This is a genomic window from Flavobacterium mesophilum, assembly GCF_039581405.1.
Lineage (GTDB): Bacteria > Bacteroidota > Bacteroidia > Flavobacteriales > Flavobacteriaceae > Flavobacterium.
Genome location: NZ_JBCPXZ010000007.1, coordinates 87,434 through 111,566 on the forward strand (window position 1 = coordinate 87,434; position 24,133 = coordinate 111,566).

Annotated in this window: 21 protein-coding genes and 1 tRNA gene; 11 read left to right on the forward strand and 11 right to left on the reverse strand. The window is 32.0% G+C overall.

Annotation, left to right across the window (positions count from 1 at the left end):
* Nucleotides 1-6: 6 nt before the first annotated feature.
* Both AAYQ19_RS19485 and AAYQ19_RS19490 read right to left on the reverse strand, forming a co-directional pair.
* Entirely contained in the window at nt 7-684 is a 678-nt protein-coding gene (locus AAYQ19_RS19485; protein WP_343538631.1) for a peptidoglycan DD-metalloendopeptidase family protein, read from the reverse strand.
* Nucleotides 685-695: 11 nt separating this feature from the next.
* Nucleotides 696-1,361: a spermidine synthase gene (locus tag AAYQ19_RS19490; RefSeq protein WP_343538632.1), complete on the reverse strand. Its 666-nt coding sequence runs from the start codon at nt 1,359-1,361 to the stop codon at nt 696-698.
* A gap of 105 nt (nt 1,362-1,466) precedes the next feature.
* Between AAYQ19_RS19490 and AAYQ19_RS19495 the strand changes: the two genes are divergently transcribed.
* Nucleotides 1,467-1,979: a 1-acyl-sn-glycerol-3-phosphate acyltransferase gene (locus AAYQ19_RS19495; protein WP_343538633.1), complete on the forward strand. Its 513-nt coding sequence runs from the start codon at nt 1,467-1,469 to the stop codon at nt 1,977-1,979.
* 83 nt (nt 1,980-2,062) lie between these two features.
* Here AAYQ19_RS19495 and AAYQ19_RS19500 read toward each other — a convergent pair whose 3' ends face one another.
* The gene (locus AAYQ19_RS19500) at nt 2,063-2,536 is read right to left on the reverse strand and encodes a helix-turn-helix domain-containing protein (RefSeq protein ID WP_343538634.1); all 474 of its coding nucleotides are present in this window, start codon (nt 2,534-2,536) and stop codon (nt 2,063-2,065) included.
* A 312-nt stretch (nt 2,537-2,848) separates the two neighbouring features.
* Between AAYQ19_RS19500 and AAYQ19_RS19505 the strand changes: the two genes are divergently transcribed.
* The 4 genes from AAYQ19_RS19505 (at nt 2,849) to AAYQ19_RS19520 (ending at nt 7,762) form a co-directional block, all read left to right on the forward strand.
* Entirely contained in the window at nt 2,849-4,003 is a 1,155-nt protein-coding gene (locus AAYQ19_RS19505) for a M14 family metallopeptidase (RefSeq protein WP_343538635.1), read from the forward strand.
* Between the two features lie 77 nt (nt 4,004-4,080).
* Nucleotides 4,081-4,560 carry an Lrp/AsnC family transcriptional regulator gene (locus AAYQ19_RS19510; RefSeq protein ID WP_007805990.1) on the forward strand — a complete coding sequence of 160 codons (480 nt, stop codon included), beginning with the start codon at nt 4,081-4,083 and terminating at the stop codon, nt 4,558-4,560.
* An 89-nt stretch (nt 4,561-4,649) separates the two neighbouring features.
* Nucleotides 4,650-7,235, forward strand: coding sequence for a phosphoenolpyruvate carboxylase (locus AAYQ19_RS19515; RefSeq protein WP_343538636.1), 2,586 nt, complete (start codon nt 4,650-4,652; stop codon nt 7,233-7,235).
* 11 nt (nt 7,236-7,246) lie between these two features.
* Nucleotides 7,247-7,762 carry a DinB family protein gene (locus AAYQ19_RS19520; RefSeq protein WP_343538637.1) on the forward strand — a complete coding sequence of 172 codons (516 nt, stop codon included), beginning with the start codon at nt 7,247-7,249 and terminating at the stop codon, nt 7,760-7,762.
* A 99-nt stretch (nt 7,763-7,861) separates the two neighbouring features.
* On the opposite strand, the gene recQ is transcribed toward AAYQ19_RS19520, so the two are convergent.
* The 5 genes from recQ to aroB form a co-directional block, all read right to left on the reverse strand.
* Nucleotides 7,862-9,979 carry a DNA helicase RecQ gene (gene recQ / locus AAYQ19_RS19525; protein ID WP_343538638.1) on the reverse strand — a complete coding sequence of 706 codons (2,118 nt, stop codon included), beginning with the start codon at nt 9,977-9,979 and terminating at the stop codon, nt 7,862-7,864.
* A 141-nt stretch (nt 9,980-10,120) separates the two neighbouring features.
* Nucleotides 10,121-10,531, reverse strand: a complete 411-nt coding sequence (locus AAYQ19_RS19530) for a DNA primase (RefSeq protein ID WP_343538639.1) — start codon at nt 10,529-10,531, stop codon at nt 10,121-10,123.
* Between the two features lie 9 nt (nt 10,532-10,540).
* A complete protein-coding gene (locus tag AAYQ19_RS19535) occupies nt 10,541-11,509 on the reverse strand; it encodes a deoxyhypusine synthase family protein (RefSeq protein WP_026728690.1) in 969 nt (322 codons plus the stop codon).
* 102 nt (nt 11,510-11,611) lie between these two features.
* Nucleotides 11,612-13,015, reverse strand: coding sequence for a type III PLP-dependent enzyme domain-containing protein (locus tag AAYQ19_RS19540; RefSeq protein WP_343538641.1), 1,404 nt, complete (start codon nt 13,013-13,015; stop codon nt 11,612-11,614).
* 297 nt (nt 13,016-13,312) lie between these two features.
* Complete coding sequence (gene aroB / locus AAYQ19_RS19545) at nt 13,313-14,380, reverse strand: 3-dehydroquinate synthase (RefSeq protein WP_343538642.1); 1,068 nt, start codon at nt 14,378-14,380, stop codon at nt 13,313-13,315.
* 265 nt (nt 14,381-14,645) lie between these two features.
* Here aroB and AAYQ19_RS19550 point away from each other — a divergent pair, with 265 nt between their 5' ends.
* The gene (locus tag AAYQ19_RS19550) at nt 14,646-15,815 is read left to right on the forward strand and encodes a proline dehydrogenase family protein (RefSeq protein WP_343538643.1); all 1,170 of its coding nucleotides are present in this window, start codon (nt 14,646-14,648) and stop codon (nt 15,813-15,815) included.
* A 204-nt stretch (nt 15,816-16,019) separates the two neighbouring features.
* On the opposite strand, the gene AAYQ19_RS19555 is transcribed toward AAYQ19_RS19550, so the two are convergent.
* A complete protein-coding gene (locus AAYQ19_RS19555) occupies nt 16,020-17,810 on the reverse strand; it encodes an ABC transporter ATP-binding protein (protein WP_343538644.1) in 1,791 nt (596 codons plus the stop codon).
* A 265-nt stretch (nt 17,811-18,075) separates the two neighbouring features.
* Here AAYQ19_RS19555 and AAYQ19_RS19560 point away from each other — a divergent pair.
* Nucleotides 18,076-18,150: transfer RNA gene (locus tag AAYQ19_RS19560), tRNA-Val, on the forward strand.
* 149 nt (nt 18,151-18,299) lie between these two features.
* A complete protein-coding gene (locus tag AAYQ19_RS19565) occupies nt 18,300-19,604 on the forward strand; it encodes a M20/M25/M40 family metallo-hydrolase (RefSeq protein ID WP_343538645.1) in 1,305 nt (434 codons plus the stop codon).
* Nucleotides 19,605-19,685: 81 nt separating this feature from the next.
* Here AAYQ19_RS19565 and AAYQ19_RS19570 read toward each other — a convergent pair whose 3' ends face one another.
* Together AAYQ19_RS19570 and AAYQ19_RS19575 are read right to left on the reverse strand one after the other, a co-directional pair.
* The gene (locus AAYQ19_RS19570; protein ID WP_343538647.1) at nt 19,686-20,615 is read right to left on the reverse strand and encodes a DUF2268 domain-containing putative Zn-dependent protease; all 930 of its coding nucleotides are present in this window, start codon (nt 20,613-20,615) and stop codon (nt 19,686-19,688) included.
* A 128-nt stretch (nt 20,616-20,743) separates the two neighbouring features.
* The gene (locus AAYQ19_RS19575) at nt 20,744-20,878 is read right to left on the reverse strand and encodes a hypothetical protein (protein ID WP_343538649.1); all 135 of its coding nucleotides are present in this window, start codon (nt 20,876-20,878) and stop codon (nt 20,744-20,746) included.
* Nucleotides 20,879-21,131: 253 nt separating this feature from the next.
* On the opposite strand from AAYQ19_RS19575, the gene AAYQ19_RS19580 reads away from it, so the two are divergent.
* The 3 genes from AAYQ19_RS19580 (at nt 21,132) to lepB (ending at nt 23,922) form a co-directional block, all read left to right on the forward strand.
* Entirely contained in the window at nt 21,132-21,872 is a 741-nt protein-coding gene (locus AAYQ19_RS19580; RefSeq protein WP_343538650.1) for a DUF6882 domain-containing protein, read from the forward strand.
* A gap of 13 nt (nt 21,873-21,885) precedes the next feature.
* Complete coding sequence (locus AAYQ19_RS19585; RefSeq protein WP_343538652.1) at nt 21,886-22,197, forward strand: hypothetical protein; 312 nt, start codon at nt 21,886-21,888, stop codon at nt 22,195-22,197.
* 114 nt (nt 22,198-22,311) lie between these two features.
* Nucleotides 22,312-23,922 carry a signal peptidase I gene (lepB, locus tag AAYQ19_RS19590; RefSeq protein ID WP_343538654.1) on the forward strand — a complete coding sequence of 537 codons (1,611 nt, stop codon included), beginning with the start codon at nt 22,312-22,314 and terminating at the stop codon, nt 23,920-23,922.
* Nucleotides 23,923-24,133 lie beyond the last annotated feature (211 nt).

Consider the following 24,133-nt stretch of genomic DNA (forward strand, 5'->3'; position numbering starts at 1 on the left):
AACTATTTATGTTATTTTTAATAATAAGTTAGGGTCGGGGCAGTTTTCTATGTAAAAGTTTAGATCATTTGAATTGCATACGCCAGGATAATCACCCCAATATTCTTCAATATTTTGTATAATTTGAAAATGAACATGAGGTGCATAATCACCATTAACAGCAGCATTTCCAAGGGTTGCAATCTGATCTCCTTTTTTGAAAGACTTCCCAACCGTTAAGTCGTCTAAACTTTCTAACGATAAATGTCCATATAAAGTATAAAATTTTACATTTTGAATTTCATGTTCCAAAATAATTGTTGGTCCATAATCGCCTAAACCAATATTATTTTTAAAACTGTGCACTTTTCCGTCAAGCGGAGCCAAAACAGTAGTTCCTTCTTTCGTCCACAAATCAAGTCCAATGTGAATATTGCGTTCTGGTATCGAATCATTTCTAAAAATCGTACTCCTTTTATATAAGGTACGACCTTCAATATAGCCGCCAAAAGCTACTTCGGCATTATTTCTGGACAAATAATCTGAAATGAAAACTTCAAATTCAACGGCATTCTCTGGTCGGCTGTCCATTAATTCTTCATTATTTGCAGATAAATCTAACGGAATATATTTCGATAAATCAATACTAGAATCAATAATTTTAGTAGGTGGTAAGGCGTTTAAAATGGCGGAAAGGGGTTTCATAAAAATAAAATTTAAGCTACTTTTTCGATTATAATTAATTCATTGTGAGCCTCAACGCGAGGCAGCATTTTTGAGGAAAACAATTTAGGGTTTATTTCTGAAATGTACTTCTTATTTCTCACATTATGTGCTTCGTCTAAAATCATCGTATTAAAAAGCACAAAACCGTGGTTATTTAAAAGTGAGCAAACACGCTCGCTGAAAAAACTTTCAAACAAGAAATTCGGCATTTTTATATCTTCAAAAATGTCTATTATAATTAAATCGTATTTGTCTTTCGTTTTTAAAACAAATTCAAACGCATCATCAATAATCAGTTCCAGTTGTTTAATTTTATTCAAATTAAAATATTGATTGGCAACCTGAATCATGTCTGAGTCAATTTCGACACCAGTTATTTTTCCTTTATACTGAATTTCATCAACTAAAGTTTTGATGACGCTCCCGCCGGCAACACCTAAGACCAAAATATGATTCATTTCTAAAACCTTGTTGTAGCCAATATTTCGCAATCCATATCTTAAAATACGCTGCAAGCTTCCATAAGAATAATTTGTGTTTTCAGAGTCTAAAACCAGTTCGCCATTCGCCCATGTAACTTCTATTGTTTTGCTTCTGGCCGATTTTTTTTTGTAAATTTTTATAGGGATAATATAACTGAACAGTTTTTGAATCATTTTATAAGGCTTTTACTCAAAAATACATTTTAAATCTTTTATTTTGCAGAAATAATAAAACTTTAATGAAAAAAACAGTTATACAAATTCATCTTTTATAAGCTAATGGGCTGGAAAATTAAGGGAATCGAAAATGCAGATGTAAAAAAATGCATTTTGATGGTTATGCCTCATACCAGCAATCACGATTTTTATATTGGGCTTTTAACTCGCGGAATTTCTGGACTGCAAATGAATTGGGTTGGAAAAAAGGAATTATTCAAATTTCCTTTTGGTTATTATTTTAGAAATGTTGGTGGCGAACCGCTTGATCGTTCTGGAGGATTAAATAAAGTAGATTCAATAGCGGCAATTTTTGACCGCAAAGAAATATTTCGTTTAGCAGTTGCGCCCGAAGGAACTAGAAAAGGAGTAACTGAAATTAGAACTGGTTTTTATTATATCGCACTTAAAGCGAATGTTCCAATTGTTCCAGTAGCTTTTGACTGGGGAAAGAAAGAAGTTAATTTAGGTAAGCCTTTTTTTCCAACAGGAAATTATGAAGCCGATTGGGAAATTCTGAAACAACATTATATAGGTGTAGTTGGAAAAATTCCTGAAAACGGAATTCAGATTTAAAATTTTCTATTTTTTTCAATTCCGTGAGAATCGCTTAAATGAAAAATATTTTTAAAAATTTTCAAATACGCGAAATTTTCGCATTACGGGATATATACCTTGAAAGTTCCGTTTTTATGAAAAAATATTATTTTTTCGATTTCATCTTCTTCTGAAGCAAAAAATTGATTTTTGATTGGCGACGGACTTTTAGGTTCTGTTTTTTCTTTTTCATGATTGATTTCAGAAAATAAATCGAACGCATTAAAATTTTCATTTGAAGAAATAGGAGAGGACGTTTTTTCCATTTCGGAAATTACATTAGATTTTTGAATGCTAATTTCATCATTGCTTTTTGGAAAATTTCCTTTCCCATTTAGTAGCCAATATAAATCTACATCAGGAAAAACTTCTAGAATTTTCATGACAAAATCAAGACTTGGTTTGTTTCTTCCGGATAAGAGATGAGACATACTTGATCGTTGCACGCCAATTTTATCTGCAAACGAAGAAGCATTTAAAGTATAGTAATCAAGTATAATTTCAAGCCTTTTTACAAAATCATCGATGTTTACCATTGTAAATTATTTTAAAAGATTTACCTGTTTACAAATGTAACAAAAAGAATTTGGATAGCCAATTTTACAGTTGTAAAATGTGAAAATAGGGACATATATATTAAACTATTACTTTAATATTTTAAATATAACTAATTGAAATTTAGTGATTAATACATTAAGAGCGCAAATAATAACATTTGTCAACTACTTGATTTAATTGGTTTCAAATTTAATAGTAAAAACTGTTTACAATCTTGAATTATTTCAATTTTTAATAGTTTACATTTGTAAAAATAAAGATGTTTACTTTTGTAAACAAATCAAAACACAATGAATTTAGAAGAATTATTTAACCAGAACAAAGAAGAATCTATCTCAGGACGTTACTTGACTTTAGATCATATTGAGCCTTTATTGAATAAACTAAATACGAATAATCAAGTTTCGGTTATTGGCAAATCAGTTTTAGGAGCACCTATATATAGTTACCAAATTGGAACCGGAAAAACACGTGTTTATCTTTGGTCGCAAATGCACGGAAACGAGAGCACAACAACAAAAGCACTGTTTGACTTTATTAATGTATTGAATAGCGGCTCGGAGTTTGCTCAAAAAATGTTAAATACTTTTACTTTTTATAGCATCCCAATACTAAACCCTGACGGTGCGAAGTTATATACGCGTGAAAATGCCAACAAAATCGATCTAAATCGTGATTCGCAGAATTTGACGCAACCTGAAAGTAATGTTTTAAGAGATGTTTTTGAGACTTTTAAACCTCATTTCTGCTTCAATCTTCATGATCAGCGAACAATATTTGGTGCAGGAGAAACAGGAAAGCCTGCGACAGTCTCGTTTTTAGCGCCTTCATATAATGAAGAAAGAGAGGTAAATGAAAACAGATTAACAGCTATTAATCTGATTGCCGGAATTAATGACGAACTGCAGAAGCATATTCCAGGGCAAATTGGTCGTTTTGATGATTCATTTAATATAAATTGTATTGGAGATACTTTTCAATTTTTGGGCGTGCCAACCATTTTATTTGAAGCAGGGCACTATGCAGGCGACTACAATAGGGAAATCACGAGAAAGTTCATATTTTTCTCACTAATTACGGCGTTTCAACTGATTTCCGAAAACGATTTAGTTCATAATAGAATTGGTGATTATTTGAATATTTCACAAAATAAAGTGGTTTTTTATGATTTTATGTATAAAAATATCAAAATAAATTATGATGGTATCGAAATTATTACGAATTTTGTCGCTCAATACAAAGAGGAATTGATTGAAAATAAGATTCATTTCAATGCTTATATCGTTGAAGCAGGAGAATTAGAAAATTATTTTGGACATTATGAATATGATGCAAAAGGCGCAGTTTATTCAGATGATTATGATAATTTTCCGAAATCAAACCAAAAAGCAGATTTTTATTTAAATAAAAATATTAAATTTGTTAACGGGTTGATAAAAAGTTAATTTTTATGTGAATTTGTTGTTTTTTATATATATTTTTATACTTTGTAAGAGCAATTAGTAATATTAATTAAAGAATTATGAGTAAATTTCGTTTAGATGAAGTAGATCACCAGATTTTAGATATGTTAATAGACAATACGAGAGTTCCGTTTACTGACATTGCAAAAAAACTATTGATATCTGCTGGAACAGTACATGTTAGAGTAAAAAAGATGGAGGATGCCGGTATCATTATGGGATCATCTTTAGCCTTAGATTACGATAAATTAGGGTATTCATTTATTGCTTATGTAGGTGTATTCCTTAATAATACGTCTCAAACTAAATTTGTATTAGAGAGAATCAATCAAATTCCATTCGTAACAGTTGCTTCTGTAACGACGGGTAAATTCAACATTTTTTGCAAAATTAGAGCAAAAGATACTAAACACGCAAAAGAAGTTATCTTCATGATTGACGATATTGAAGGTGTTTACAGAACTGAAACAATGATTTCATTAGAAGAAAGTATTAACGATAAGAAGCGTTTGATGCATACTATTTTTAAAAATATGTAATATTTTCTTGAATGCTATATAAAAATATACCTCAAGTTTACTCTTGGGGTTTTTTTATGACTAATTAACCAACCAACTACAACACAATTATGTACACGTTACCAAAAATTGAACGTTTTAATCAAGACGTTCTCTCTAAATACTACATTTATAATAGTGTTTTTATAACATTGCCGTTTGATTCTATAGACAATACAGGAGTTTTATTGCCTTTATTTACAGAAACTTGCGAAACAGGATTTAAAAAACAGGAAACACCAAAAGAAATTTTTGATTTTTTCTCAAATAAGTTTCTAAATAATGCTTCTGAGAAGGAAAAAATCGACTTAATGTTTCGATTTATTCAATATATCGAACGCCAAATTGTATTATTTGACGCCATTGAAGATGCAGCTTTTCCAGAAGTAAATAATATGGAGGGGCGCGGATCTCTTCGTGATATTAAAGAAAAGACAGACGCAAAAGAAAAAGACGAAGAATTAATAGAGTTTCTTGAAAACTTCAATGTTCGTACGGTTTTAACAGCGCATCCAACTCAGTTTTATCCTGGACCAGTTTTGGGAATCATCAACGATTTGACTGAGGCAATTCGCAAGAATGACTTATTAGAGATTAAACAATTACTGGCGCAATTAGGAAAAACACCTTTTATTCAAAATGTAAAACCAAATCCTTATGATGAAGCCGTAAGCTTAATCTGGTTTTTGGAAAATGTGTTTTATGCAACTTCAGGAGAAATTGTTCATTATTTGCAGAAAAATATTTTAAACGGAAGTGCAATTCAAAATCAATTAATCAAACTTGGTTTCTGGCCAGGAGGGGACCGCGATGGAAATCCTTTCGTTACAACAGAAATTACTTTGAAAGTTGCTGATCGTTTGCGTACTTCTATTTTGAAATGCTATTACGTTGAAATGAGAAACTTAAAACGTAAGTTAACTTTCTCAGGAGTAGATACTTTAGTGGCTGAACTTGAACATAAACTTTACCGTTCAGTATTTTATTCAAAAGGTGAAATTTTTATCACTTTAGAGGAGTTATTGGCTCAATTGAATAAAATCAGAACTATTATAATTGAAAAACATCAGTCTTTATATTTAGACGAATTAGAAGCACTTTTAGTAAAAATCAACCTTTTTGGATTCCATTTTGCTACTTTGGATATTCGTCAAAACAGCAAAATTCATAATGCTGTATTTAAGGATGTGGTAAATTATTATTTGAATTCTGGTTCAGATACTTTTCCTAAAAATTATTATGAATTGACCGAAGATCAAAAAATTGATGTTTTGTCAAAAATAAAAGGAAATTTAAATCCTGCTGATTTTGAAAATGAAATTACAAGATCGACTCTAGAATCTGTTCAAGCAATTAAAACAATTCAGCAAAATAATGGAGAAGAAGGAGCGAATCGTTATATCATTAGTAATAACGAAAGCGCCCTGAATGTAATGGAAACTTTTGCCATGATTCGTTTGAATAATTGGGAAAACCCAACTGTCGATATTATTCCACTTTTCGAATCGGTTGATGATTTGCAAAATGCACACTCTATTATGGAGCAGCTTTATACAAATCCAGAATATTCTAAACACCTAGAAGCAAGAGGAAACAAACAAACTATTATGCTTGGTTTCTCTGATGGAACAAAAGATGGTGGTTATTTAATGGCTAACTGGAGTATTTATCAAGCTAAAATTTCGTTGACAGAAATTTCTAGAAAATACGGAATCAAAGCAATTTTCTTTGATGGTCGTGGTGGACCTCCTGCGCGTGGTGGTGGAAAAACACATAAATTCTACGCTTCATTAGGTCCAAAAATCGAAAACAATGAAATCCAGATTACAGTTCAAGGTCAGACTATTAGCTCTAATTTTGGAACTTTAGATTCTTGCCGTTATAATATTGAGAATTTATTGACTGCCGGAGTTACAAATCAGGTATTCAAAAAAGAAGAAAACGAACTAAGTGCTGAAGAGACACAAATCTTGACGCAATTAGCGACTTTAGGATATGATAAGTATTTGAGTTTTAAAAATCATCCAAAATTCATTCCATACTTGGAAAAAATGAGTACGTTGAAATATTACTCAAAAACAAATATTGGAAGCCGTCCATCAAAAAGAAGCAAATCAGAATCACTTGATTTTGCTGATTTAAGAGCGATTCCATTTGTTGGATCTTGGAGTCAATTAAAACAAAACGTACCAGGATTTTTTGGTGTAGGCTCTGCTTTAAAACATTTTGAAGAATCTGGACAATGGGAAAAAGTAAGTGATCTTTACCATAATTCATTATTTTTCAAGACTTTGCTTGAAAACAGTATGATGTCTTTGGCAAAATCATTCTTGCCATTAACAGCATATATGCGTAAAGATCCTGAGTTTGGGGAGTTCTGGCAGATTATCTATGATGAGTTTTCAGAAACAAAGCGTCTTTTACTTAAAATTGCAGGTCACAAAACGTTAATGGAAAATTATCCTGACGGTATAGCTTCGATTCAAATTAGAGAACGTATTGTATTACCATTGTTGACAATCCAGCAATATGCTCTATTGAGAATCAATGAATTGAATAAAGAAAAAGAAGCAAACGAAGATTTGATCAAAGTTTATGAAAAAATTGTAACAAGATCTCTTTTCGGAAATACGAATGCAAGTAGAAACTCAGCTTAAAAAATAAAATCATGAATGCAGACCAATTATTAGAAAATGAATATTCCGGTGGATTTGCAACATATATCCGCGAAGCAGGAAATGTAAATTTGATTGAAGAACTTGAAATTTCACTTCATGAATTTATCAGGTTTGTACAAGATATTCCTATGGACAAATTTGATTATCGTTATGCTGAAGGGAAGTGGACAATCAAAGATATCATTCAGCATATTATGGACTGCGAGCGTATTTTTGCTTATCGTGCACTGCGTTTTTCAAGAAACGACAAAACGGCTTTGCCAAGTTTTGAGGAAAATGATTATGCTGAAAACACAGACTCAAATCATAGAAGCATTCAGGAATTATTAACAGAATTGTCAGCTTTAAGACATTCAACGTTATTGTTTTACAAAAGTTTATCTGAAGAACAGCTTAAACGAATTGGAACTGCTTCGAATATTCAAATTTCAGTTCGTGCTTTAGGTTTTGCTATTATTGGACATCAAAAGCATCATCAGAAAGTTTTTAAAGAAAGATATTTGTAAAAAATGAAATGTTTAAAAATAGAAAAGCCTGTGAGTATTCACAGGCTTTTCTATTTTTAATTCTGTCATTTCTTCTTCGTCGAAATGAGAGAAAAAAGTCTATTTTGTATTTTGATATTTTCTTTCTATAAAAGCTAAACCAAACCTAATTTTGTCATATGACATTTTTTCTTCAAAATAATCAAAATAAGGTTTCAGAGCATTTGGTTGCTCTAATTCGATTTGCGCTTTTTCTATTTTTGAAATTTCATCTTCAGAAACGAATTGACTCAAATCCAAATCATATCCATCAAGATATAATTTAGCCAAATGAGAAATTACAGTAGTTTGGCTGATACTTCTTCTTTCTGCAATTTCTTCTACTGAAATTCCATTTTCAAATAATTCTAAAGTCTTTTTATAAGTGCTGTCCTTTTTTTCTTTTTTTACAACCGACTTGTTTTTGTAAAATTGAATTATCGCATTTATAAAATCAGATCCGTATTTTTCGAGTTTTGCTTTACCAACACCTTCCACCGCAAGAAATTCTTCATCAGACATCGGTCTTAAAATTTCCATTTGTCTCAAAGTTGCATCACTAAAAATGACATAAGCTGGAACTTCTTCTTCTTGAGCGATTTCATAACGCAATTTTCGCAAGGTTTCGAAAAGAGAATTTTTGACTGCTTTTGCTTTCTCTTGCTTAATTTCATTTTTATCAATTACTTTCTTAACAACAGTTGTCAGTTTTACCTTTTCTCCTTCAAATAAAACTTTTTTAGCAAAAGGAGTAAGCAAAATTTTATTGTGCTGATGGAAGGCAATTTCGCAATATCCTAAATTTATTAATTGAATAAGATATTGATTCCAATCGTACCAAGAAATATCGGCGCCAATTCCGTACGTTTTTAGCTCTTGATAATTTTTTTCATAGATATACGCGTTTCTCGAGCCTCTTAAAAAATCAACAATCACTGCCAAAGGTTCAGATTCCTGCAAACGTGTAATAGCGGATAATGCTTTTTGCGCGAGAATCGTACCATCGAAAAAAGTTGGCGGATTTTTGCAAATATCGCAGTTACCGCAATTCTCTGTTACAAGCTCGCCAAAATAAGAAAGCAAAATCTTCCTACGGCAACTTACAGCATCTGCATATTGTTTCATTCGATCTAACTTTGCGAGCTGAACATCTGAATTCAATCCGTCAGAAGCAAATTTTTGAAGTTGAATTACATCGGCATAACTTTCAAACATTATAGTTTCCGCTGGCAATCCATCTCGGCCGGCGCGTCCAATTTCTTGATAATAACCTTCGATGTTTTTTGGGAGATTATAATGAATTACCCAACGAACATTAGATTTGTCAATTCCCATTCCGAAAGCAATGGTTGCGCATACCACCTGACAATCGTCATTTATAAATTGATCCTGAGTTTTGGCTCTAGTTTCATTATCTAATCCTGCATGATATGCTTTTGCCTGAATTCCATTTTTTGATAATTTTTCTGCAAGTTCTTCTGTTGTCTTTCGGCTTAAGCAATAAATTATTCCAGATTCGTTTGGCTTGTTTTCTATAAAATCAATAATTTGTTTTACACGATCTAAAGCCGGGCGAACTTCCAGACTCAAATTTTTTCTATCAAAAGAAGCTACGAATGTTTTTGGATTTCTTAAATTCAGCTGTTTCGTAATATCCGTTCGTGTCGCTTTGTCTGCAGTTGCAGTCAGGGCAAGAATTGGAGTAGAAGGGAAGCGGTTCTTTAAATATCCTAAATTAGTATATGCAGGTCTGAAGTCATGCCCCCATGAAGAAATGCAATGCGCTTCATCAATCGCAATCAAGCTGATAGTCAATTCATTAAAAACAACATCCAAATAAGATAAGCTTTCTGGCGCAATGTAAACCAACTTGTAGGTATTTGATTTTAGGCTATCAATGTAAAATTGTTGCTCTTGAGAAGATTGGCTGCTATTAATATAACAAGCTGCAATTCCATTTGTTTTCAAGCTGTCGACTTGATCTTTCATAAGAGCAATCAGTGGTGATATTACAATTGTAATTCCTGGCAGTATTAATGCTGGCAACTGAAAACAAATTGATTTTCCTCCGCCTGTTGGCATAATTGCAAGTGTATCTTGACCAGATAAAACCGTAGTAATAATGGTTTCCTGATTGGGTCTGAATTTTTCAAATCCAAAATTTTCCTTTAGTTTGGCGTGGAGTAGTTCTAAATTCATATGGCAAATATTTATATTTTGATAGAGAATATAAATATAGTATTTTTCTTAATAATTTAACAATTTGCTTTTCACTCATATCTCATAAAAAAAAGGAACTCTATATGAGTTCCTTCTTTTATTATTTAAACGAAAAAATGATTAATCTTCGTCATCTTCATCATCGTCGTCGTCTGCGATATCATCTCTGTCCTCATCGTCATCGTCATCATCACCACCATCAGTATCTGGTTTATCTTGGTTGTCATCTTCATCGTCATCATCAGCAGCATCGTCATCAAGATCTAGACCTTTAACTGGCTCGATTGTATCAACATCAAGATCCATATCGTCATCTTCGTCGTAATTTTCAATTCTGTCAGCAAGTTTTGTACTAATTTTTACTAAATAAATAGTGTCTTCAGTACGAACTTCAACAGCTTCTACTAATTCGTTTTTAGCGTTTCTGAAACGGATAACATCCGAATCGTCATAACCATCAGGAAACTTTTCAACCAAAAGGTTTAGAATTTCATTGGTCAATTTGGCGTAGTCTACTATAATTCTTTTCATAAAAATATACTATAAATCTAATAAATAGGCGAAAATTAATGGTGCAACAATTGTGGCATCCGATTCTATAATGAATTTTGGAGTTTTAATATCTAATTTACCCCAAGTGATTTTCTCATTCGGAACTGCTCCAGAATATGATCCGTAACTAGTTGTAGAATCAGAAATTTGGCAGAAATAGCTCCAGAAAGGAACATCATGCATTTCCATATCTTGGTATAACATTGGAACCACGCAAATTGGGAAATCCCCTGCGATACCACCACCAATTTGGAAAAATCCGATACCGTTATCGCTATTTTTTGAATACCAATCAGCAAGGAAAGTCATGTATTCGATACCTGATTTCATTGTTGATGCCTTCAAATCACCTTTGATTACATATGAAGCAAAAATATTACCCATTGTGCTGTCTTCCCATCCTGGAACGATGATTGGAAGATTTTTCTCAGCAGCTGCGTACATCCAGCTATCTTTTAAGTCGATTTCATAATATTCTTCAAGAACACCAGACAGCAACATTTTGTACATGAATTCATGCGGGAAATAACGTTCTCCCTTGTCATCTGCATCTTTCCAAATTTTATAAATATGTTTTTGCAAACGTCTGAAAGCCTCATGCTCAGGAATACAAGTGTCAGTAACACGATTTAAACCTCTTTCAAGCAATGCCCATTCGTCTTCTGGTGTCAAATCACGATAGTTAGGAACTCTTTCATAATGAGAGTGAGCTACTAAGTTCATGATGTCTTCTTCTAGATTGGCTCCAGTACATGAAATAATTTGTACTTTATCTTGTCTAATTATTTCAGCGAAAATTTTACCAATTTCTGCCGTACTCATAGCTCCAGCCATACTCACAAGCATTTTAGCGCCATTTGCTAATTGCTGCTCGTATTCTTTAGCTGCGTCCACAAGAGAAGCAGAATTAAAGTGTAAATAATGTTTTTCAATAAACTGACTGATTGGTCCTTTCATTTTCCTTTTTTTTTGTTTTTTTGAATTAAAGATTTTAACCTTCTGTGTTGTATGCAAATTAAGCATTTTTAAAATATTAACATTTAATTTGCAGTTATTTTTTTACATTTTTTTCTTGTATCCTAAAATCTTCAATACATCATCAGAAGTTTGTTGCTCTGAAAACACTTCGGTTGCTAATATTCCGTTTTCGTCACGGTCTATTAGAATGTGCTTAGGTTGGGGAATTAAGCAGTGGTGCAAACCTCCATATCCACCAATTGTTTCTTGATACGCACCAGTATTAAAGAAACCAATATACAATGGCTTTTCTTTGTTGTATTTAGGCAAATAAATAGCGTTCATATTTTGTTCTGAGTTGTAATAATCGTCACTATCACAAGTCAGTCCACCTAATAAAACCCGCTCATAAGTATCATTCCAGCGGTTGATTGCTAGCATGATAAAACGTTTATTTATTGCCCAAGTATCTGGCAAAGTTGTAATGAACGATGAATCGATCATATTCCATTTTTCTCTATCATTTTGTTGTTTTTGATACAAAATTTGATAGATTGCGCCACCACTTTCGCCAACCGTAAACGAACCAAATTCTGTAAAAATATTTGGAACATCAACTTCAGCCTCTTCACAAGCAATTTTAATTTGATTGATAATTTCATCAATCATATATTGATAATCATATTCAAAAGCAAGAGAGTTTTTGATTGGGAAACCACCACCAATGTTCAAGCCATCTAGAGTAGGGCATTCCTTTTTAAGTGCGATGTATACTTTAATACATTTTACTAACTCATTCCAATAATATGATGTATCATTGATTCCAGTATTGATGAAAAAGTGAAGCATTTTAAGCTCTAATTTGTCATTTTCCTGGATTTGTTTTTTATAGAACGAAACTATGTTTTTATAACCGATTCCTAATCTTGAAGTATAAAACTCAAATTTAGGCTCTTCCTCAGCAGCAATACGAATTCCAATTTTGAATTTCCCTTTGATTTCACCTTGCAGCAAATCAAGTTCTTCGTAATTATCAATAATCGGAATAGTGTTTTTATGTCCGTTATTAATTAATCGTGCAATATTCGTAATGTATTCGTCTCTTTTAAAACCATTACAGATTACATAAGTACTTTTATTGATTTTACCGTTTTCAAGTAAATTCTCCACAATATTAACATCAAATGCAGATGATGTTTCAATATGAATGTTATTCTTGAAAGCCTCATTCATAATATATTCAAAATGAGAGCTTTTTGTACAATAACAATAGTAGTACTTTGCTTCATATTTGTTCTTTTCCATTGCCTTTCTGAACCAAGCTTTTGCTTTGTTGATATTTTCAGAAATTTGAGGTAAATAAGTAAACTTTAATGGAGTACCATATTGTTCAACCAATTTCATCAAATCGATGTTATGAAATTGAAGGTTGTCTTTGTTTAGTTTAAATTCCTCTTGTGGAAAATAGTATGTTTGGTTTATTAGATCAGAATATTTTGTATTCATTTAGTTTTCAATATTTTAATTTGTATTTAAATTTAGTAAAATCGGCGCTAAATTTAAAATTCAAACTCTAATATTGGCAAAAATAATTGGCAGCTTTTCGTGTTCTGCTCGTGAACATAAAAAAACATCAAAACAAAACGGGCTTTTACTATTATAAAAACGGTTCAACATTCTTAATAAAGAACTGTTGAGTCTGTTTCTGTAAGAGCTGAAATGTCTTTGTTTTCTGTTTGTTTTCATCGAGGCAAATGTAAAAAATAATATATACCTAAAGCAATCCTTTTGATTAAAAAAAAATTAAGATTTATAATCCTGAAACGCTTCGAGAATCAATTTATTTTCAACAGATTGGTTAATTTTTATTTTCCCGATTCCTTCAATTAATGCAAATTGAATTAATCCGTATTCATTTTTTTTGTCGTGAATCAGCAATTCCAAGATCGGATCGATGTCGTTTTCTTCAAAAATCACATCGTCGTAAATACCTTTAATTATAGTTTTTATTTCTCTATATTCTTCTTGAGAAATAAGGCCTTTTTGAAGTGAAATATAGCTTTCTAAAATCATTCCAACTGCTATAGCTTCTCCATGCAATAAAGTAGTTTTTTCCTCACTTTCTAAGAAATAGCCTTCAATAGCATGTCCTAATGTATGGCCAAAGTTTAAAGCTTTACGGATATTTTTCTCGGTTGGATCTTGAACGACAATTTCATTTTTAATCTCAACCGAACGATATATTAATTGATCCAACTCGTCAAAAACAATCGATTTTAAGTCTGAGAACTGCCTCCAGTATGGGGCATCGTATATCAAGCCATGTTTTAGCATTTCAGCCAAACCAGAGCGCATTTCGCTTTGAGGTAAAGTCTCTAAGTATTCAGTATCAATCAAAACCATTTGTGGCACGTTGATAACTCCAATTTGGTTTTTAAGATTTCCTAAGTCAACACCTGTTTTTCCTCCAACAGAGGCATCAACCATAGATAATAATGTAGTTGGAACATTAATGAAATTTACTCCTCTTTTAAAAGTAGAGGCAACAAAACCGCCTAAATCAGTAACAACACCACCACCTACATTAATAATAAGCGTTTTTCTGTCAGCGCCAAGTTCGGTTAGTATATTCCAGATTTCAATACAAGTTTCAATATTTTTATTTGCTTCTCCTGCTTCAAATTCTATGATTTCGATCGCTAAATCTGTTTCTAAAAGAGGGATGAATTTCGGCAAACAATATTCATTTGTTTGATCATCTACAATTATAAATATATTAGAGTATTTATTTTCTTTTAAATGTTTGTTTAAAGCTTCGTAGGCATTTTGGTTGAAATGAACGAAATAATTATTGGCTTGAATAGATTTCATAATTTGCAAGTTAATTGAAACCGCAAAATAAGGCATTTTTTAACAAATAATATTCAAACTTTGGTTCTAATTTGTTGGATAAGCACCATATCTTATTCAATTATTTAAATTAGCAAACCAAAGCATATGCGTAATGTGTTAATATTCTTAATTTCTTAAACTTTTGATTCAAATGACAACTTTAACTAAAAATATGCAAAATTATAATGCTGTTTTATAAACAATATTCAAAACACTCTATATCTTTGCATCAAAACTAAACTTAATGGAAAAAATATTCGATAACACTCAAGTTGCATTTTCGCTAAAGAGTGACACAGAACTAGACAGAGCTTACTTTCTTTTTAAAATGATTGATAGCGAACCACTTGTAAGAATCGGAACTGCTGTAACTAATTTTGCGATCAAAGCGCACCTTCCAGTAGAAGGGCTTATTCGCGCAACGGTTTTTGATCACTTTTGCGGTGGGGTAAACGAGAATGATTGTCTTACAGTAGTTGACAAAATGTTTACAAAAGGCGTTTCATCTGTTTTGGATTATTCTGTTGAAGGAAAAGAAGAAGAAGAGCAATTTGATGCTGCTTTAGAAATGACATTAAGAACGGTAGAATTTGCCAAAGAACGTTTAGCGATTCCTTTCGCCGTTTTCAAGCCAACAGGTTTAGGACGTTTTGAATTGTATGAGAAATTAGGTGAAAAACAAACTTTGTCACCAGCCGAACAAGAAGAATGGAATAGAGTAGTGGCACGTTTTGATAAAATATGCAGTGAAGCGCATAAAAAAGATGTTGCGTTGCTAATTGATGGTGAAGAAAGCTGGATGCAAGACGCTGCTGATGATTTGGTAACCGATATGATGCGCAAATACAATAAGGAAAAAGCAATTGTTTTCAATACTTTACAAATGTACCGTTGGGATCGTTTGGATTATTTGAAAAAATTGCATGATGTAGCTAAAGCAGAAGGTTTTTATATTGGAATGAAATTAGTTCGTGGCGCCTATATGGAAAAAGAACATAAAAGAGCAGAAGAGAAAGGATATGTTTCTCCGATTTGCGTTTCTAAAGAAGCAACTGACGTAAACTATGATGCTGCTGTACATTATATGTTAGAGCATTTAGATACAATGGCTATTTTTGCTGGAACTCACAACGAATTGAGCTCTTACAAATTAATGGAAATGATGGCTCAAAAAGGAATTGCTAAAAACGACCATAGAATCTGGTTTGGACAATTATACGGAATGAGTGACAACATTAGTTACAATTTAGCTGAAAACGGTTATAATGTTGCAAAATACTTGCCATTTGGCCCTGTAAAAGATGTTATGCCATACTTGATTCGTCGTGCCGAAGAAAATACTTCTGTAGCAGGTCAAACAAGCCGTGAATTATCAATGATCAAAGCAGAACGTAACAGAAGAAAAGGGAAATAATTTGAGTTTTCGGTTTTCTGTTTCAGTTACAGATATAAAAAACTCCAATCGAAAGATTGGAGTTTTTTTTGTATTAAATATTAAACCCGACAGGTTTTGAAAACCTGTCGGGTTTGTCCAGTACAATAAAAGCCCGATTTGAGAAATCAAATCGGGCTTTTGTATTATTTTGGAATTTGGAATTTTTAAAATTTGGAATTTCGCTTATGAGTTGCTGAATTGAAGATTACTCAAGTTTTTATAAATTCCGTTTTCAAGATTTATCAATTCTTGGTGCGTTCCTTCTTCAGAAATTTTTCCGTTATCAAGAACTAGAATTTTATCAGCATTTCTAATCGTTGAAAGTCGATGCGCAATGATAATGCTTGTTCTTCCTTCCATTAATACTTCTAAAGCTTCTTGAACCAGTTTTTCGCTTTCGCTATCTAATGAAGATGTTGCTTCATCTAGAATCAAAATACTTGGATTTTTAAGCAAAGCTCTCGCAATGGCGATACGCTGACGTTGTCCGCCCGATAATTTAACACCACGTTCTCCAACCAAAGTTTCAAATTTTTCAGGGAAACCTTCTATAAAATTGAATGCATTTGCTTGTTTTGCAGCAGCTATAATTTCTTCGTTTGAAGCATCTGGTTTTCCGTAAGCGATATTTTCTCTGATTGTTCCTCCAAATAAAATCACATCTTGAGGCACAATACTCATATTTCCACGTAAATTTTCTAGATCATAATCGTGAATATTTTTTCCGTCAACCAAAATTTCTCCTGCAGTGATATCGTAAAAACGTAATAATAATGAAGAAATAGTTGATTTTCCAGCACCACTCGGACCAACAATCGCGATTTTTTGTCCAAATTCTGCTGAGAAATTCACATCTTTTAAAACCTGAACTTCTTTTCGTGAAGGATAGTGGAAAGCAACATTTTTAAAAGCCACATTTCCTTTGATTTTTTCTATAGTTGATGCATGCGGATTTGCATTGATTTCTTCTGGAGTTTCTTCCAATAATTCAAAAACACGTTCAGTTGCTCCAACGGCCTTTTGAATTTGAGCATACATTTCGGCAATTCCACCAAAAGACGCACCAATAAAAGTGGTATAAAGAACAAATGAAATCAAATCTCCAACGCCTTCAACCTCACCTCTGATTGTTAAGGTAATTCCGTACCAAACTACAGCAACTACACATCCAAAAAGACATAAAATGATAAATGAAGCAAAATACCCTCTGTATTGTCCGCCTTTGATAGCGATTTTTACGATTTCTTTGATTTTGTTTTTATAACGCTGAATTTCATACCATTCATTTGCAAAAGCTTTTACATTGCTGATTCCTTGTAAAGTTTCTTCAACAATAACTTGACTTTCGGCAACCTTATCTTGTGTTTTCTTTCCGTATTTGCGAATAAATCTTCCAAAAATTACTGCAGCAACAGCCACAACCGGAACAATAGCCAACATCATTAAAGTCAATTTCGGACTAATACTTCCTAAAATAACAAAACCTCCAATAATCAAGATAAACTGACGTAGAAATTCTGCAATTGTTGTGGTGAAAGTATCTTGAAGTTGCGAAATATCAGCACTGATTCGGCTGTTTAATTCTCCAACACGTTTTTGCGAATAAAAAGACATTGGCAATTTTACCAAATTCTCATACAATGCAAAGCGGATATTTGATAATGAATTCTCAGTAAAATTTACGAAAAGTGAAATTCTGAAAAAAGAGAAAATAGCTTGCAGTGTTAGAATTCCCATTAAAGCAAGCGCAATTTCGTTTGCTTTGTCAAGATCTTTATTAGTAACACAATCTACAAGCATTCCCATTAATTTAGGAAAGGCGAGGGCAGTGGCGCTGGTTAATAAAAGGAAAATCAAGCCTAGGAAAAATTTCCATTTGTGATTTTTGGCGTATTTAAAAATTCGGAGTGCTTTTTGAAGCGAGTTAGAGTCTAATTTAGCTTTCGGTAAATCATTTTCTTGAAATCTTGCCATTGGAGTTTACAATTAAAGTACGACAAAGGTATGATTATAGCAAGTGAATACAAAAGAATATTCCAATTTCCCTTTTGAGATCTTCATTTTTAACTAAAATTAAGAAAACGAATATTTTTTTTCATTTTTTAATCGACTGAAAAATAGTACGCTAAATATTTTTTTAAAATTATTTTAAACTTTTTTCCCAAAAACGCTTGCAAATATAAAATCTAGCTGTATATTTGCACTCGCAATCACAAAATGATAGCCACCTAGTAAAATAGGGCGATTAGCTCAGCTGGTTCAGAGCACCTCGTTTACACCGAGGGGGTCGGGGGTTCGAACCCCTCATCGCCCACAGAATTTTAAAAACTCCAAAGTCTTATGACTTTGGAGTTTTTTGCGTTAAGACACTTTATGAATTTTTATTGTTTATATTTTGTTTAGTTAAAGTAAGAATAAATTGTATTTTTGGTTTAACTAAAATATTATTTCTAAAAGCAAAATATGAAAAAAATCATTGTAAGCATCTTTGTTCTAAGCCAATGTTTTAATGCACATGGACAATCAATTGATAAAATTATCACAAACAAGGAAGTATCTCGTATAGAGAAAATACTTTCGGCTGATGATATGCAAGGAAGGAGAACTTTTACTCCTGGTATTGACAAAGCATCTGCCTTTATAGAATCAGAGTTTAAAAAAATTGGTTTACAGACATATAACGGAGCAAAGAATTACAGACAAGAATTTTCAATGACTGCCTCTAAAGCAGTTTCTTCAAAAATTATTATTGATGGCAAAGAAATAAATAATAATCAAGTTGTAACATTCTCATATCTTCCTCAAGTTTCTTTAACCGAAAAAAGCGATATTTCTATTGTAAAAATTAATAAAGGAGATAACGTTGGACAGAAATTTAATGAATATTATAAAAGCTCGAAAAATCTTTTGGTATTGGTTGACCCTTCATTCGAAAAAGTCTTACCAAATATTCAGCATATTGATCGTATAACTGCTAATCCTGGAAACAATACCGTTATGTTTGTTTTTGGTACGACAGAAGCAACCACTTTTTCTGTTGAATTAACGAATACAATCTCTAAAAAAACATTGAATAATGTTGTTGGGATATTACCTGGAAAAACTAAACCAGATGAGTATGTGATTTTTTCAGGTCATTATGATCATTTAGGTGTAGGCTCTCCTGAAGAAGGTGCGCCACATCCAGCAACAGATTCTATTTATAATGGTGCAAATGACGATGCAGCGGGAACAACAGCAGTAATTATGCTTGCGAAATATTTCAAAAAGCAAAATAATAACGAGCGCACTATTATTTTTACCACATTTGTGGCTGAAGAATTAGGTGGTTATGGAGCCAAATATTTTTCGAAACAGTTTGCACCAGAAAAAGTTATGGCGATGTTTAACATCGAAATGATTGGAACAGAATCTAAATGGGGCAAAAACTCTGCTTACATTACAGGCTTCGAAAAGTCGAATATGGGACAGATTTTGCAAACGAATTTAACAGGGACGAATTTTACATTTTATCCAGATCCTTATCCAGACCAACAATTGTTTTACCGTTCAGACAATGCTACATTAGCTAGACTGGGTGTTCCTGCTCATACTATTTCTACTTCAAAAATGGATAATGAACCCTATTATCACACAGCTGATGACGAATTTGAAACGTTAGATATTGATAACATGACTCAAATAATAAAATCAATTGCATTAAGTTCTTCTTCGATTATTAGCGGAAAAGATACACCAACAAGAGTAGATAGTACTCAATTGAAATAATATAAGTAAACTATAAAAAAAACTCCTTAAGAAATTAAGGAGTTTTTTTATGTGCGTTTTTTGAGCAGGAAAAATTCTTAATCATTTAAAAAACGCATCATAACTTTCTTTTTTGTCTTTCTGATACTTTTCGATATAAGCATCTAAAAATCCGCTTTGTTTTAAAAATTGCAAAGAATCTTTTATATTTAATATTTCTTCAATAGCTTTTTGCTTGTCTTTTTGTTTATTGAAATAGGATTCTATTATTTTATAACCCATCCAATAGCCCAAATCATTTGGTCTATCATCTTTCTTAGAAGTTCCATAAAGCCAATCTTGAATGTCTGTATTTTTTAATCTTGAAACAAACTCTTCGGCTAATTTAGCTTCATTTTGCGCTCCATATTGGTATGAAAATTCATTAATTGATTCTCCGGAAATAAGTTCCCCAATAAAATCTGCTCCACCTTCTTTCAAGCACCATTTCAAAAGCATATCTTGGCCTGTAAAGTTTTGTTGATAATGAATCAATTCATGAGCGATTAGGCTCGAAACTCCGTCTAGATTTTGAAGTTTTTCGGTTCCAATTACTATTCCTTCGGGAGCAGAAGTTCCTCCCGAATTAAATCTTCCATAAACAAAATAAATAGGAGGGAATTTGGCATTTGGATACCAATATTTTAATGCGCTATAAATCGCTCTAACGCGCTTTTCTTTACTGGAAAGATTATTCAAAACATTTCTTGAAAGCTCATAATCGGCTTTTCTTTTCTTGACAACAGAAAAAAGAGAATCGGCATTAATTATTCTGTTTTCAGTAAAAGCTTTCACGCCTGGAGAACCTTTTTTCATGTATTCTACAAACGGATTTTCTTTCGACTTATCCATTTTATCAAAAGCTAACCAAAAATTTTTTGAATCTTTTGTTTCAAAAACAGCATCTAATGGATTGCTAGAGAAATTGTTTTGTCCGAAATGAGAATTAGAAAATGTAAATAAAACTACGACTAGAACCAATTTTAAATTCATATAATATTTTTTTAAGTAAAGTACAATTTTTTAATAGTTCTAAAACGAGAAAAATTATAACGAAATAAATATAATAAAAACAGCTTGTTTATAGAATAAAAAAAAAGCTGGATATACTTCATATTCTATTAAATATGTTCTTTATAAAACGCAGGAAATTTAAATCCAATTTCGCTTTCTTTTTGAAGGATTTGCCCTTCTGTTCTTCCAATTGTCGCGTCGGTAAAACCTTGCTCGGGTTGTCTCCAAATATCTTTTATCATATTAATTCGCTGAGTAATTTTAATCTTTCTTCGAATTTAATTCCAACTTGTATTTTCTACAGAGTAAACTTTCGAGTTTTTATCAAATTTTTTAGATTAAACATTTATTCTAATTTTTAAGAATCCATATACTTGCTTCTTACAATTTATAAGAATAGTTTCTATATTAGCGAAAACAAAATCTTAATCACATCAGATTTATTTGTCCTAACCCTAACAGCTAAGATAGCTTTTAAAGCTATTAATTTACAATATGACTTACAAAGATTTCTTGACAAATTGTTTTATTGAATTAGAAAAAATACAAGATCAATTAAACGAGTCTTTTGATATTAATTCTTATACACGTTGGGATTATGATCAACCTAGCGGTATTATTACTCTGTCTAAATCTGATAAAATTATTAATTTTAGATATTACGAAGTTGGAACTTATTCTACAAAATCAAAAACATGGAAGTGGTCGTGGGATAATGAAAACACATCAAAAAATGTGGTGGTTGACGAAGAGAAAATTAAAGGTTTTGGTATTGAAAAGAATTACGAGAATTTAATTAATGGAGAATTTTCTTCGTATGACGAAATTGGATGGGAATTATCCTCTATTTGTCTTCATCTCATTGGAGGAATTGGCGTTTATAGACCAGTAATAGACCACTTAAACATTCATCTTGTCTTAACCGAATTAATTGACAATGATTTGGCCGAAAGAGAAAGAACGAAATACGTTGACTGCGAAAATCATCAAAGGAGAAGAAGAGCATTTATATGTGGGCACTTGAAAGAGGGAAGCAAAAATGGATTCGAAGAATCATTTGAGACATTTGAGGATATGGAGTTTGAATATGAGGATGACGATTTTGTTGCTTGGTGCAATGATTGTGAAAAAGTAAGAGTGGAAGAAGATAGCTTGTCAGGAAAATGCTGGGAGCAAGGCAATTTCAAGGTGGTTTGCGAAAAATGTTATTTCAAAATAAAGGAAACTAATACCTAAGACAGCTACAACAATGTTATTAAAAGACGCAATTTTATCCTGCGAAAATTACGAAGATCAAGAAGAAACTCTATATTCAGTTTTTGCCAAAAGAATTAACGGAAAATTTCAACCAGATTCCGAAGCTTTAATTTTAGAATTAACCATTGAAGAAATGGAAATTCAACCTGCTAAAATAGCCGAGGAAAAATGTCCGGGATATGACTATTTTTTAGAAATGTTTATTTTAAAAGATTTTTATACGGACTTATCAAATCTTGAAGAATATCGATCAGATGCCAAGAAAGTTGAGCGAATCATCTATTTCGCCGAGTTTGATGCGTAACTAATTTCATATTGCTTGTTGTTTATTAACATGTAACAAATTCTATAAAAAGCTACATATATTAAAGCAATATAGATTTTGTACAAATAAAACAACCAATAAAACTTCAAAAATATGAACTTATCACAATGGCTCATCTTTATTTTTATTCTGCAAATCATCCACGGATTATCGACTTGGAAACTTTATATTAAAGCGGGAAGAAAACCCATAGCGTCATTTATCCCGATTTATAATTTAATTGTAATGATGAAAATTATAAAGCGTCCCCGCTGGTGGGTTGTTTTGCTTTTTATTCCAATTATTAATCTTTTGATGATTCCGGTATTTTGGATTGAAATCATTAAAAGTTTTGGGAAAGACACTACAAAAGATACCATTTTAGTTTTAGTGACATTTGGCTTATATATTGCTTTTTTAAACTATTCTGAAAAGCTGACCTATATTGAAAATAGAGATCTAACTCCTAAATCTAAAACAGAAGATACAATAGGCTCGCTTGTATTTGCAATTATTGTTGCCACATTGGTTCATACCTATATAATACAACCATTTACCATTCCGTCTTCATCATTGGAGAAAACATTATATACAGGAGATTTTTTGTTTGTAACCAAGTTTAATTATGGCGCAAGAACTCCAATGACGACAGTTGCTTTGCCGATGGTTCATGACTCAATTCCTTTTTTGGGTAAAAAATCATATTTATTTAATGATGATGTCACAAAAAAAGAAACATCCTTATTAAACAAATTACAGTTGCCTTATTTCAGATTTCCTGCTATAGAAAGCATTGAGCGAAATGAAATTGTAGTTTTCAATCAGCCTGCCGACACGTTGCGAGATATGGATAATTTTCATCCAGACAGAAATTACTACAAACCAATTGACAAGAAGACAAACCTAGTTAAAAGATGTGTTGGAATTCCTGGAGATTCTTTAGAAATCCGTCAAGGCGATATTTACATAAATGGCAGACTATCAATATTACCAAAAAGCGCCAAACCACAATACAACTTTCTAATTGACACAAAAGGACAAGCAATTGATCAAGACGCTCTTGTTCACCGATACGGAGCCAGAGAAGGCATGAGGTATGAAAGCGGAGCTTTTGCCATGACCAATACTGGAGAATATTTTTTGACATTGACCGATGAAGAAGCTAAATTAATAGCAAGCAATCCTGTTGTAAAATCGGTTAAAAAACAATTGACACCAAAAGGTCAAGATGAAAATGTTTTTCCACACGTTAAATCATTGGGTTGGAATATAGACAATTATGGACCAATTTATATTCCTAAAAAAGGAAAAACGGTTCAGTTAAATTTAAAAACATTGCCTTTTTACAAGCGAATTATTCAAGAATATGAGCACAATGACTTAAAAATCGACGGAAAAAATATTATCATAAACGGAAATCCAGCTAATACTTACACTTTTAAACAAGATTATTATTGGATGATGGGTGATAATCGTCAAAACTCTTTAGATGCAAGATTTTGGGGATTTGTTCCTTTTGATCATGTTATTGGCAAACCTGTTTTTATTTGGTTCAGTTGGGATAAAGATGGTGTTGGGATCAATAAAGTGAGATGGAATCGCGTTTTTTCTGTAGTTAACGGAAATGAACCGAAATCGTATTTAATTCATTTCATCGTATTTATAGTTCTTTGTAGCGTAATAAACAAATTCATAAAAAAGAGAAGAAAAAGCACTCAATCATAACAATAATATCTCATTGAAAAAAGCATCATTTTTGAATTTAGCCTGCTAATCAAAGCAGTAAAATTGCTAAATCGCTGTAATAGTTTTTCACTATATTTGGCATAGAAATTGGTTGGTTTATTGTGTTCAATTTCATTGAATTATTTTTGAATCAACCAATTCTAAAACAATAATTTTGAATTTAATCAGTTACATTTTTACGCGATTTCCC